This is a genomic window from Pseudoalteromonas sp. SR44-2 (assembly GCF_014163745.1).
Lineage (GTDB): Bacteria > Pseudomonadota > Gammaproteobacteria > Enterobacterales > Alteromonadaceae > Pseudoalteromonas > Pseudoalteromonas distincta.
Map to the genome: position 1 here is coordinate 27,147 of NZ_JACJDW010000001.1, position 13,210 is coordinate 40,356.

General features: G+C 38.9%; 12 protein-coding genes. 7 read left to right on the forward strand and 5 right to left on the reverse strand.

Translation table 11 applies throughout. From position 1 onward, the window contains the following. The first annotated feature begins 21 nt into the window (after positions 1-21). The 4 genes from H5115_RS00110 to rluF all read left to right on the forward strand — a co-directional run bounded on the left by H5115_RS00110 (position 22) and on the right by rluF (position 5,044). Positions 22-1,557, forward strand: coding sequence for a glycogen synthase (locus H5115_RS00110; protein WP_182752928.1), 1,536 nt, complete (start codon positions 22-24; stop codon positions 1,555-1,557). A gap of 89 nt (positions 1,558-1,646) precedes the next feature. Then, on the forward strand, positions 1,647-2,861 hold the full coding sequence (locus H5115_RS00115) for an EAL and HDOD domain-containing protein (protein ID WP_182752930.1): 1,215 nt from the start codon (positions 1,647-1,649) through the stop codon (positions 2,859-2,861). A gap of 30 nt (positions 2,862-2,891) precedes the next feature. Next, positions 2,892-3,962 (forward strand): DUF418 domain-containing protein, encoded by a 1,071-nt coding sequence (locus H5115_RS00120; RefSeq protein ID WP_182753214.1) that lies wholly within the window; start codon positions 2,892-2,894, stop codon positions 3,960-3,962. Between the two features lie 86 nt (positions 3,963-4,048). Beyond that, entirely contained in the window at positions 4,049-5,044 is a 996-nt protein-coding gene (rluF, locus tag H5115_RS00125) for a 23S rRNA pseudouridine(2604) synthase RluF (RefSeq protein WP_182752932.1), read from the forward strand. Between the two features lie 16 nt (positions 5,045-5,060). Here rluF and H5115_RS00130 read toward each other — a convergent pair whose 3' ends face one another. Further along, positions 5,061-5,615: a hypothetical protein gene (locus H5115_RS00130; RefSeq protein ID WP_220487146.1), complete on the reverse strand. Its 555-nt coding sequence runs from the start codon at positions 5,613-5,615 to the stop codon at positions 5,061-5,063. 265 nt (positions 5,616-5,880) lie between these two features. On the opposite strand from H5115_RS00130, the gene H5115_RS00135 reads away from it, so the two are divergent. Beyond that, entirely contained in the window at positions 5,881-6,177 is a 297-nt protein-coding gene (locus H5115_RS00135; protein WP_182752936.1) for a PBPRA1643 family SWIM/SEC-C metal-binding motif protein, read from the forward strand. A 108-nt stretch (positions 6,178-6,285) separates the two neighbouring features. Here the strand turns inward: H5115_RS00135 and H5115_RS00140 are convergent, their stop codons facing one another. Both H5115_RS00140 and H5115_RS00145 read right to left on the reverse strand, forming a co-directional pair. Continuing rightward, positions 6,286-9,354: an efflux RND transporter permease subunit gene (locus H5115_RS00140; RefSeq protein WP_182752938.1), complete on the reverse strand. Its 3,069-nt coding sequence runs from the start codon at positions 9,352-9,354 to the stop codon at positions 6,286-6,288. A gap of 2 nt (positions 9,355-9,356) precedes the next feature. Then, positions 9,357-10,439 carry an efflux RND transporter periplasmic adaptor subunit gene (locus tag H5115_RS00145; RefSeq protein WP_182752939.1) on the reverse strand — a complete coding sequence of 361 codons (1,083 nt, stop codon included), beginning with the start codon at positions 10,437-10,439 and terminating at the stop codon, positions 9,357-9,359. Positions 10,440-10,561: 122 nt separating this feature from the next. Between H5115_RS00145 and H5115_RS00150 the strand changes: the two genes are divergently transcribed. After that, the gene (locus H5115_RS00150; protein ID WP_182752941.1) at positions 10,562-11,458 is read left to right on the forward strand and encodes a LysR family transcriptional regulator; all 897 of its coding nucleotides are present in this window, start codon (positions 10,562-10,564) and stop codon (positions 11,456-11,458) included. Then, the gene (locus tag H5115_RS00155; RefSeq protein WP_182752943.1) at positions 11,448-11,759 is read left to right on the forward strand and encodes an MGMT family protein; all 312 of its coding nucleotides are present in this window, start codon (positions 11,448-11,450) and stop codon (positions 11,757-11,759) included. Before H5115_RS00150 ends, H5115_RS00155 begins: the two co-directional genes overlap by 11 nt. 305 nt (positions 11,760-12,064) lie before the next feature. Here H5115_RS00155 and H5115_RS00160 read toward each other — a convergent pair whose 3' ends face one another. Together H5115_RS00160 and H5115_RS00165 are read right to left on the reverse strand one after the other, a co-directional pair. Then, the gene (locus H5115_RS00160) at positions 12,065-12,541 is read right to left on the reverse strand and encodes a hypothetical protein (protein WP_182752945.1); all 477 of its coding nucleotides are present in this window, start codon (positions 12,539-12,541) and stop codon (positions 12,065-12,067) included. Between the two features lie 107 nt (positions 12,542-12,648). Then, positions 12,649-13,137, reverse strand: a complete 489-nt coding sequence (locus H5115_RS00165; protein WP_182752947.1) for a hypothetical protein — start codon at positions 13,135-13,137, stop codon at positions 12,649-12,651. Between the last annotated feature and the right edge of the window lie 73 nt (positions 13,138-13,210).

A 13,210-nucleotide genomic window follows, 5' to 3' on the forward strand; every position in this document is an offset into this window, starting at 1 on the left:
TTTAAAGGAAATAATAAATTAATGCATGTATTAATGGTTGCAGCAGAAAATGACGCGTTACCAGGCGCAAAAGTAGGCGGTGTGGCAGATGTAGTACGCGATGCACCTAAGGCTCTTGCAAAGCAAGGTATAACGGTTGATGTTGTTATTCCTGATTACGGGTTTGAGCCGCTTGAGCGTATTTATATAGGTGAAGTAACCGTTGCATTTAATGCTCAACCCCATGTATTAACCATTTTTAAAGTACAACAAGCCGAAAATAATGTAAGCCAAATTGTTATTAGCCACCCGTTATTTAGTGAATCAGGCAGTGTATATTGTAATGATGCACCGGGGAGGCCTTTTGCAACTGATGCGACTAAATTTGCTCTATTTAACGCAGCCGTCTGCGAAGCGTTATTACAAGGTGTATTAAAGCCCCCTACAGCGCTGCATTTACATGATTGGCACAGTGCCTGCGTTGCAGTTTTACTTAAGTTTGAGCCACGTTATAGCTCACTTAATACCTTACCTATTGCCTTCACAGTGCATAATATTGCACTGCAAGGGATAAGACCTTTCAAACATGATGATTCAAGCTTAGAGGCGTGGTTTCCATCACTTAGTTATAATGGCCAGCAATTATGTGACCCGCGTTACCCTCATTGTTTTAATCCTATGCGCAGTGCAATAAATCTATGCGATAAAATACATGTTGTATCGCCAACTTACAGCCAAGAGGTTCTTGAACCTAGCAATTACGAACATGGTTTTTTTGGTGGCGAAGGGCTTGAGCAAGATCTGCAAAATGCAGCAAGCCAAGGCAAGCTTGTTGGTATTTTAAATGGCTGCGAATATCCAAGCAATGCACTTGAAGGAGCAACTCTCGCTGATTTTTATAGCCAAGCAGAGAGTACTTTGTTTGGTTGGATGGCCAATTACGAGCAGTTACAAAGTGGCTACTATATTGCCCACCAACGATTACAGCAATTTAAAGCAACGGTTAATAATGGTCCATTAGTTACAAGCGTTGGCCGACTTACCGAACAAAAAGTGTTGTTATTGTGCCAGCAGGTTAATGGGGTTTTAGCTATTGATAAAGTGTGCCAATTAATTAATGAACATAATGGCAGACTTATTATTCTCGGCTCGGGTGACAAAGAGCTCGAAAGCATATTTACCAAAGCAATGGCGCGTAATTCCAATCTTTTATTTTTAAAGGGGTATGGGCAAGGTGTTGGCGATTTAATGTATCAATTAGGTGACTTATTTTTAATGCCAAGCTCGTTTGAACCGTGTGGTATTAGCCAAATGCTAGCAATGCGAGCGGGGCAACCGTGTTTAGTACACAGTGTTGGCGGATTAAAAGATACTGTTAAACACCACGAAAATGGTTTTAGCTTTAATGGAGACACGTTGGCAACGCAAACGCGTAATTTAATTAGCTGTTTAGACGAAACTCTCTTAATTAAAAAGCAAAATCCTAAAAGATGGCATAAAATTAAGCACAGCGCAGAGCAAATGCGTTTTTCGTGGCCACAAGTGGCAACTGATTATATAACAACCTTATACCGGTAAATCGTTTCTGTACTTTAAAGTTTAGTGACAAATCTACCTGCTTAGGGTTTAATTACTTAGTATTATATAAAAGCTAAGAAGTAGGTAATGTGTCTGTATTTGTTGCAAGGCAAGCAATATTCAATCGAAGTAAAAAAGTAGTAGCCTATGAGCTACTTTTTCGTGATAGTCCAAAAAATTATTTTCCAGATATTGCAGAAGGCCAAGCAACAGCAAGGCTTATTGTGGAAAATCAATTAAATTTAGGTACACGCCATATTACATCAGGCAAAAAAGCGCTTATTAATATAGGACCAGAATCACTAAAACTCGATTTATGTGCTTTTTTACCATGCCAAGACGTTGTGATTGAGTTGCTCGAAACCATAGAACCTACCGACGATAACTATGAGCTATGCCGAGGTTTATTTCATAGTAACTACAAACTCGCGCTCGATGATTTTGTATATAAACCACAATGGGATCGTTTTTTAAAGCTTGTGAAGCTCATTAAATTTGATATTGCGATTACACCTCTTAGCGAAATACAGCCCATAGTTACTAAGTTACAAGCGCATAAACAAATAAAATTACTAGCCGAAAAAATAGAAACACAAGAAGACTATGAGCTTGCCTTTGATATGGGGTTTGATTATTTTCAAGGCTATTTTTTTGCAAAGCCTACCATGATCAAGCAAAACGACATTGATTATAATTATGGTTTAGTCGTCGCTATTTACGCTGAAATAATGAAGCAAAGCCCTGACATTAAAACCATCGCAAGCCTGTTTGAGCTAGATGCTGCACTCGCATATAAGTTACTAAGATTAATAAACAGCGGTGTGTTTCCTATACAAAGCCAAATATCGTCATTAAAGCAAGCGCTTGTGTATTTAGGACACGAACGCCTGAAAAAGTTTGTGAGCCTTATTGTTACTGCTCATACAGCGGGTAAAAAGCCAGCAGAGCTAATGCAAGTATGTGTTGTACGTGCTCGCTTTTGTGAGCTTGTGGCAAAAAAGGTTAATAAGAGTCAGTCAGGCGAAGCATTTTTAACAGGGTTATTCTCGTTACTGGATGCAATCCTTGATCAACAAATGAGCTTGCTTGTTGAAAAGCTACCTTTCCCTGATGAAATAAAAACGGCATTATTAGGGGACAAAAACACACTTTATTATATTTTGAACGTTGTTAAAGCATATGAAACAGGAAGCTGGTGGGAACTTGAACAAGCTGTACTTTTGCTAAATATAGACAGTGCTATACTACCTCCACTTTACCAGCAGTCAGTCGATTGGGCTGACAGTTATAAGAATAATATTTAACGGATAATAGCTTTAATGCGCAATTATAATATGGACTTTATTCGCGGCGTTGCCGTGCTTGGTCTAGTTTACATGAATGGTTACGCCTTCGGCATTTTTGAATATGGGTATTCCTACTTAACTAATCCTCCTGTTAGCGACTCAATTATTCACACCCTTAGCAGTGTGTTTGTAGACGGGCGTTTTAGAACGCTGTTTAGTTTGCTTTTTGGTGCTGGGCTTTATATTCAGTGGCAACGTTACAAGTCTGAAGTGCAGATAAAAAGCAGGCTCTATTGGTTAATCCTCTTTGGTTTAGCGCATGGTTTTTTACTTTGGGCCGGTGATATTTTATTTGTTTACGGTGTATCTGGCTGGTTTGTTATTAAATATTTAGAAAGTGATAGCAATGTACTTTTAAAAAGAGGGCTTGCATTTACCTTGTTGTCGGGTGTAGTTACCTTACTTGTTATATCTAGCGTACCCGATGAAGTGATTTACCGCGATACAGCACAGTTTATTGAATTATATAACCCACACTATATTGATTACTTTATTAGTAACCTTGCTATGAACACGTTAATGCTTGTTATGGTGCCAATAATGACAATGTGGATGTGCGTGGGCCTTATGCTCATTGGCATTTATTTATATAAACAAGACGTTTTTAGTAAAGGCTTAACGACTCAGCAATTAATAGTTTGCGGTGCAATGACCCTTGTTTTTTGTGGAATCAGGCTTTATGCATCACAGCTTAATGGCAGCTTAGGATATGGGGTGCAAGAATTTGTAAATATGTTTGCGGCGCTAGGTATGGCTACGCTGTATATTCAATTAATTGTTAAATTTTGCAATAACAGTGCACATGTTGGCACGCTTATTCAACAAGCGGGGCGCTTAGCATTTACTTTATATATTAGCCAAACACTCATACAACTGTTGTTATATAAAGTGCTATTTACGCACTGGGTGCTCAATTTTGATCGTATTGACTACTGGTTAGTTGCAACGGCATTAGTTGCACTGCAGCTCATATTTACCTTTATATACAGCCGTTATTTTAACCAAGGCCCGCTTGAATTTGTATGGCGTAAATTAACGAAAGCAAAAATTAATGCTTAAACACCTATAAATTCTAAATTAGGGGCGAAAAAATAGTGTGGGTGGTTTACACTACTCGCCTTAAAAATTACTACGCTATAAGTGCCATGACCGAATTAAAACGTTTAAATAAATTTATTAGTGAAACAGGATTTTGTTCACGCCGCGAAGCCGATAAATATATTGAGCAGGGTCGTGTCAGCGTTAATGGCTACTCGCCTGAAATGGGCGTAAAAGTAGCAGATACTGATACCGTCTTAATTGATGGTAATCCTCTTCGTGCAAAACCAAAGCGTGTATATATTGCTTATAATAAGCCAGTTGGTATTACGTGTACTACCGAGAGTAAAATTCAAAGTAACATAGTTAAAGCAGTTAACTACCCAACTCGTATATTTCCTATTGGCCGTTTAGATAGACCCTCAGAAGGGTTAATCTTTTTAACCAACGAAGGCGACATCGTTAATAAAATTTTGCGCGCAGGTAATAACCACGAAAAAGAATATGTAGTCACGGTTGATAAACCGCTAAACCGCCAATTTGTGACCAAAATGGCAAACGGCATCCCAATTTTAGATACTGTTACTAAAAAGTGTAAAGTTACCCAAACTGCCCCTAAAGAATTTAAAATAGTACTTACACAAGGTTTAAACCGTCAAATTCGCCGTATGTGCGAATACTTAGGTTATGAAGTTGTGACATTAAAACGTACACGCATTATGAACGTGACGCTTAAGGGCTTAAAAGTAGGGCAGTGGCGACATTTAACTGATGTAGAAATGGCGCAAATTAACGATTCAATAGCCGATTCGGGTAAAACGCAAGAGCATTCGGTTGATAACAACAAGCAAAATAGCATTAGTAATAACAATAAAGGCGAGCCTAAAAAGCGTGATTTTCAGGGAGAAAACCCACGTGCATTTAATAATGAACGAGGCACCCGCACTCAAAGAAGTAATTCAGCCTATCAAAAACGCTCTACTACCTATGTAGGTAAAGGTGGAGCTAGTAAAAATACGCAAGAGGATAGTAAAAACTCAAATAACAACAAGCCAGCCAATCGTAAAGCTCGTTCATCTGGCACGTTAAGTTTAAAAAAGTAGTGTATTTAAAGCTCAACTACCACTGTATTTGATGAACTATAGCCCCGAGTGGGCTTTTAACACCCACTATGTTTATATTTTCATTTTGTAAGCGCTGCAACTTACTCTTATCTAAATACCATCTAAAAGAGCGCTTTTTGTAAGTATTTAAATCTAACACAACCAGATTAGCGCAGCTGTATTCGTAATCAGTCGGGCATGCCTCTACTGCAACTAGCTGATACTCTTGCTGCCAGCTATTATCGCTATAATAATAAGCCCACAATTTTATTGAAATACAAAAAGCAGCCCACAGCCATAAGTAAACTAAAACTGGTATAAACAAAATACCAAGCCAACCACGAAGCCGTCCATCGTGTTCTAGATAATCTTTAAAATTTGATTTAAATGTTATACATGCATTGTACTTTTTATATCCGTACATACCTGCCGCAATGCCAAGTACCACTGATAAAACAGGGAACAGCTTATGTGTTAAAAAATCATAAGCGGTATTGGCAATAAATGGCGGGTCTAGGTTCTCGTCCCAAGCAATAAAAAGTATGGGTGGGAATAGTATGCTAGAAGTCATTATGATTCGAAAAAGTTGCTTTGCTGTCACTTGAGGTTCTACTTTTTAAATGCTTAAGCCAATATAAAATAAGAGTATACCTAAATAAATTGCAATCGCCGATAATGAGTTTTTAGAGCGCAGGCGCTTAACTGTGTTGCGTATGCCATCTAAGTTCATTAAATGGCCTCTTTATGTCGCTATATTAGACGTATCTACATTAAAGCCTAATTAATATTGTGCATTAGCAAGTACACTTAGTTATGTGAAGGGTAAGCCCGACATAATGGGTAAAAATAACAGTAATGGATTTGCGCCAAAACGTACTGCCAAGCCAGGCACAGAGTCACACCCGCTCACGTTAATTGTAAACTCAGTTGAACGACAATCAGAAATAGAAGCAATACTAGAAGAGCATTCGCTGTTTGCTTCAATTGAAGTTAAAGCTGAAGTACCAGAAGATATTCGCGAATTAGACTTTGCACTTAGCAAGTCAACACCACAAGTATTTGATAAATTACCAGAGCGTAACGCACCTTGTGTATGTGGTAGCGGCAAAAAATATAAGAAGTGTTGCGGTTAGTTTCTTAACAACTAAATATGTAGCCTTTCTTTTTTCATCGGTATTAAATAAAAATGCCACTGACCATGAGCCAGTGGCATTTTTAATGTTAACCGATTATATGTTTAACTACTTACGCGGTTCGTAATCAATTCTAAATATAACCGTGTAAAGTACTGGCACTACAATTAGAGTCAAAATTGTAGCAAAGCCTAAACCAAACATAATTGTTACCGCCATTGACTGGAAGAACACGTCAAATAACAGCGGGATCATACCTAAAATAGTAGTTATAGCCGCCATAGCAACTGGGCGTACACGGCTTACACCAGAGTCAAATACGGCCTCATAGGGAGATTTACCTTCCCTTAATTCGAGATTTATTTGATCAACTAATACAATACCGTTTTTAATAAGCATACCGCTTAAGCTTAATAAACCAAGTAGTCCCATAAAACTAAACGGAGCATTCATAGCTAACAAGCCCGCGCTTACACCGATAATAGCTAACGGAACCGTTGCCCAAATCACAAGTGGTTGCTTAAGCGAGTTAAAAAGTAATACGGTTACTGCAAACATCGCTAAGTAACCCAGCGGTAATGAGCCAAATATTGCTTTTTGAGCTTTGCTTGAAGATTCAAACTCGCCGCCCCATTCCAGTTCGTAACCGCGCGGTAATTCCATGTTTTCTATTGGTCCGCGAATACGCGCAAATAGTTTAGCTGGGGTTTCATCCCCTAATACATCGTGATCGGCCATAATCGTAATTGTACGTTTGCGATCGCGGCGCATTATTAGGCTATCTTCCCACTGTACAATAAACTCGTCTACCACTTGGGTTACTGGTACAAATACACCCAATACAGGGCTGTATATTTGAAGGTCGTGTACGCTTTCCACGTTTAAGCGCTCGTTAGCAGGAGAGCGGGCAATAATAGGCAGCAATTGTGTACCATCGCGATATACGCCCACTTGTTTACCCGATAAGCTTGTTAGTAATACATTGTCTAAGTCAGATTTACTAATACCTAAGCGGCGTGCCTTTTGCTCGTTAAACTGTGGGCGAATCATTTTAGTACGTGCACGCCAGTCATCACGAATATTGTATGCGCCATCATCATTACCAATAAGCTCTTCAGCTTTAGCAGCCAATTGTCTTAAAATAACAGGATCAGGGCCTGAAAAACGCGCTTCTATTTTTGCATCAGTAGAGGGGCCAATTTCCATTGGCTTAATTTTAAGCTGTGCAGAGAGTGCATGATTATTTGAGTAATCACGTACAGTTTGCATTACAGTCGCTACGGCTTCTCTGTTGGCCACACGAATAATTAATTGCCCGTACGCGGGATATGACTTTTCTGGCGCGTAGGTAAGCATAAAGCGTGGCGCGCCTTGGCCTGTTGTACTTGTTACTTCTTCAACAAGGTCTTCTTTTTGCAAAAACTCTTCAAGTTTTTTAACGCCCTCTAGGGTTGAGCGAATATCAGAGCCTTGCTCTTGCCAGTAATCTACATAAAACATAGGTGTATTAGAGGCAGGAAAAAACGACTGTTTAACAGAGCCAAAACCAACAACCGCAGTACACAGTAAAACAACCATTAATATAAGCGTGGTTTTTCTAAAGTGCAGCGCTAAATCTAAAACCGCTTTGTAACCATTAAAAATAAAGCCTTTATATGGGTCTTCATCTTCTTGGCCTTCTTCGTTTTTAAACTCGTTTTCTTTGAACATTAAATTGGCAAAAAATGGCGTTAGCGTAATGGCTGTTATCCAGCTTAATAAAAGCGAAATAAACAACACCCAAAACAAGCTACCGGCAAATTCACCACTGGCATCAGAGCTTAAACCAATTGGAGCAAATGCAGTCACTGCAATGACTGTTGCACCTAGTAAGGGCCATTTTGTTTGCTCAACAATATTAACCGCTGCTTTGAGTTTTGTTTGCCCACGTTTAAGGTTTATTAGTATCCCTTCGGTTACTACTATTGCGTTATCAACCAGCATCCCTAGGGCAATAATAAGTGCTCCAAGCGATATGCGTTGCAAGTCGATGGCAAACAACTTCATAAATATAAACGTACCCAGTACAGTAAGCAGTAAAATACCACCAATTAAAATACCGCTTTTTAAACCCATAAATAACAGCAGTACTACAATAACAATCGCAATAGCTTCAAGTAAGCTGATAATAAAACCATCAACCGATTTTTGAACCTCTTGTGGTTGGTTGTATACCGAATTAATGTCAATGCCATGAGGGCGTTGATACTCAAGTGAAGCTAAGTGATCGTCAATGTGTTTACCCACATCTACCACGTTAACTCCCGACATAAACGACACGCCAATAAGCAAAGCTTGCTGAGAGTTATAACGAATAACATTGTTAGGTACTTCTGCGTACTCTCTGTAAACCTTTGCTACGTCGCCTAAATAAATAAGCTCACTTGCACCAGGTTTTGAAATTAATAGCGTTTCGAGCTCTTTTACATCTTTAAATTCGCCAGTAGGGTGCAAGCGAATTGATTCATCGCCCACGCGAATTTTACCCGCATTAGAAACCGTATTTTGCGATTGCAGTAACTGAAATATATGACTTGGTGCAATACCTAGTTGAGCCAATTTTCGTGTTGATACTTCAACCATTACTTGCGGTTGTTGCTCACCTGCAACTGTTACTTTACTTACACCTTTAACCAAGACTAGCTCGCGCTTTAAAAAGTCGACGTAGTCTTTAAGTTCGTCATATGAGTAGCCATCACCGGTTACCGAATACATAACACCGTAAACATCGGCAAAGTCGTCCAAAATAGTACTTGGGTAAACACCACTAGGTAATGACGGAGAAAGGTCGTTAATTTTTCGACGCATTTCATCCCAAATTTGGCGAAGTTGCTCTTTTCGGTAGGTGCTTTTCATCTCTACCGAAATTTGTGATTTACCGTTAGATGAAATAGACGTAACGTAATCAACATAAGGTAATTGCTGAATTGCATTTTCCAGAGGAAAAGTTACTTCTTCTTCTACTTGTTGCGGCGATGCGCCAGGGTACATGGTAATAACCATGGCTTTTTTAAGCGTAAACTCAGGGTCTTCTAATTGCCCTAAATCAAAATACGACACGGTACCGCCAATTAATAGCAGCAGCGTAAACATCCAACTGATTACTTTTTTCTCAATGGAGAGTTGTGCAAAGCTCATAATTATAAGCCTCGCTCTTTATTCCATGCTCTTACTTTCATGCCTTCTTTTAGTGAATGCACACCGGCAGAAACAACAATTTGGCCTTCTTTAATACCACTTAACACCTCAATACCATCGCGGTGTAGCTGGCCAATTTTTACTGCTTGTTTATGTACTTGGCTAGTTTCTGAATCAAAAAGCCACACGTAGGCATTATCTTTAATAGATTCTTGAGGTTCAGAAAACACTGATTCAATTGGCAGTATTGTGTAAGACACCTGCGAGCGAGTTACTTTACTTAAATCAATAAATACACTGCCCGTCATACCCGCTAGTAAATTAAAGTCCTCAGGTACTGGTAGAGAAAACACAACTTTATAGGTAAGTGTTGCAGGGTCTGCTTGGGTATCCCACTCTTTAATATCAAGTGTGTATTCTTTATCGTCAAAGCCATCGAATTTTACTGTAGGGTGGTAATCGGTGCCTTTTTGAAAACGAGCGACTATTTTTTCAGGAACCTGGATTTCTACATCCATTAAATCGCGTGTTTCTAAGCGTAATATATTTTGTTTGGCTTGAATGTTTTCAAAGTTTTTAACAAATACTTTTGCAACTGTGCCTGAAAATGGCGCGCGTAGCTCGCTGTACTCAAGGTTTGTTTGTGCAATTTTAAATGCAGATTCAGCAATTTGCATATTAGCAGTGGCTTGATCTAATTCTGATTGGCTGGTGATTTTTTTCTCAAACAATTGCTCAATACGGCCAAGTTGTGACTTTGCCAATTCAAAGCGCGCTTTGCGCTCGTCAAACTGTAACTGAAAATCTTCTGGGTCCAGTTTTGCTAATAATTCACCTTTTTCAACGTGTTCACCAGCAAGCACAGGAAACTTAATAAGTTCGCCGTTTACCCTAAAAGCAAGGTAAGAGCCTTGGTTTGCAACAACCTCAGCAGGAAAGCTGCGAATGTTAGTTTGAGAATCATGACCTATGTTGAATAATTTAACAGGGCGAATGGGCTCTTCTTTAACTTGTTGTTCTGGCTCAGAACAGGCTATTAAGCTTAATAAAGTCGTAGTTAAAAAACATAGACGAAAGAGTTTCATGTCTTCTCCGTTGCAATGATGGCAAAATAATTAAGTGCAGCATACGCTGCAAACATATAAAATAAAAATCATTAAATTTTAGAAACTTAATAAGTTTTGCTTATAATGTTGCAGAGTGCTATATGAAGCTGAATCAATTAATAATTTTAGATGCCATAGTGCAAAGCGCAAGCTTAAGCGGGGCAGCACTAAAGCTACATAAAACGCAGCCAGCGCTTACACTTGCTATTAAAAATCTAGAAGAAAAAATAGGGTTTGAGTTACTTGACAGAAGTAAGTACCGATTACAGCTTACTGAAAAAGGGCGTATTTTTCACCGCGAGGCGCAGCAACTTCTGCATGCCAACGGCGAGCTAGCGCAGCTTGCTAAAGAATTGGCACTCGGTAATGAACCCCAATTTAGAATTTGTTACGAACAACTTTGCCATACACAGAGTTACAACGAGATCATAAGTAATACTTTTAGATTGTTTACCAGCACCGAATTTAGCTTAACAAGCGGGAAGCGCTTTATTTCGTTAGAGCAAGTAAATAGTGGGCAAGCCGAATTAGGCATTGGCCCGTGGTTTGATTTATTTCATGCGACAGGCGATTTAGAAAGCGTACCTATAGGCAGGCTAGATATTGGCATTGTGAGCGCTAAAGGCGTACTTCCTCAAAAGCTAACCTATAGCGAACTACAAACGTATCCGTGTTTAGCCATGTTTGAAAGTGACTTGAGTATCGACAGCGACAGACTATCGTATTCAAAAGGCTCCGCCATGATGAAAATTGATGATGTATCGACCTTAAAATCGTTTTTACTCTCAGGTGCAGGTTGGGCAATGATGAGCCTAGAGCACTGCGCTCCTGAAATAAAAGCAGGCTTACTTCAAGAAATACACATAACTGACCGAGAGCATAAATTTAGCGCACAAATTAGAGCCTTTAGACAACATGCAGTGCACCACGGCCCTGTAGCGCGCACTATTTGGGAGCAATTTAAAGTACTTAGTGAGGCGTATTTAAATGAACGCTGATATTGATAAAGAAACACTTATTTATACTGTTATTGCAGGCATACCAGTAGGAAAAGTAGCAAGTTACGGGCAAGTTGCAGCACTTGCGGGCTACCCGCAAAACTCACGGTTGGTCGGGCGCTTATTAAAAATGATGCCAAACGACTCGGTTATACCTTGGCACAGGGTAGTGAATAGCCAAGGTAAAATATCATTCCCTGAAGGTAGCGAAAAATATCAAGAACAACGCGAAAAGTTATTATCAGAAGGCGTACTGTTTAAAAGCGACAAAGTAAATATGCGCGAGTGCAGGTGGGAGTGATATGACTATTATGGGCAGGTAAGTGCCATAGCTGACCTCTAGGCGTGAATCGATACTCTGTTGGGTGGCGCCTTCGGCTTAACCAACCTACCTTTTGACGTAGGTCGGATAAGTGGCGAAGCCACGACATCCGACACAGTAAAATACCTTGCCAATTATTATCAATATTTTATGTTGTCGAGTGGCTGGAGAGTGCCATGAGCAGGCATTGCTAACGGCTAGTTAATTAGTGAGTAACGTCACAGTGAAATAATACCATTATGTCGTAAACACTAAATTAAAATCTCACCTCGTGAGAACCTTTCTTAAACAGTTGCCAGTTTTAACATTAAAGAAAATAAAGCATACATTGAAAAAACCACTGGAATAAATACTTCAATTAACATCCGAATTCTAATTACTGATTTTACTTTAAGTACTGCACGATCTACTTTAACTTCAATATCTTGCATAAAAATATGACTTAAAAGGCCTTCCTCTGACCTCTTTTTTTCAGATTCTATAATTTCAGAAATTTCACTAAATTTATAAGTTATTCTTTCTGAATAAATAAAAGTTAAAAAGTTTACTAGGAAGTAAATTACCACAGCACATAATAAGGTTATCAGTGCTGCTTGGTTTGAAGAAGTAAAGCTAATACCGAATGCTGTAATTTTATCAGGGATTAAACCGACGTTTCCTACTAGAACCCCTACGAAAGAGCTAAGCATGAGATATTTTCGAGATAATCTAGTGCTTTCATTTAAAGGTTCTTTCAATTTTTCTTGAATAGTTTTCAACATTAATCCTCATGAAACTGCTATCACCACAAACACGCGACCAATACCAAAGCCTTGTTTTTGTGTGAATATTTATCGCACAAAAACGAAGTGGAGACTTGTTATTCCCTTTAGAATTCTATTTTGGGCTGTATAAATGATTTTCTGTATGGTTTGCATTGACAATTTTTCTCGAACATAGCCTTAGTAGTACTATCTAACTCCAACTCTTTACCAAGTATTGATTTACACCATTCGCAATCTTCGTTTGTTATCGCACTAGACAAAGAAAACTTTTTAACCTCTGCATTAATGCATTTGTATAGATTGTCATCCCACGCTCTGGTTATCGTTGCCTTACAGTAGATTACATTAATAGCAGCATTGATTTTTTGAGCCTGCTCTCTAGGAGCTCCAAATATTCGAGATATATCTTCGACTTTAAGCTTACTTTCATGTAGCAGGTGTTGCATTACTATAGAATATTTATCTTTTGATATTAGCTCACAGGCATTAAGTTCTTTGTTGAAGTAAGCTTCTACGCCTTCAACTTCTAGCTTTGGATTCTGTGTATTTTCCTTTGGCTTGCTCTGAAACAGGGATACTATTTTCTTTAGCACTGTTCTACTCCTTTTTAGGCATACGCTGCGACATTCTATTTTAGGAAAATCGTGATGTCAGATTTAATGCGCT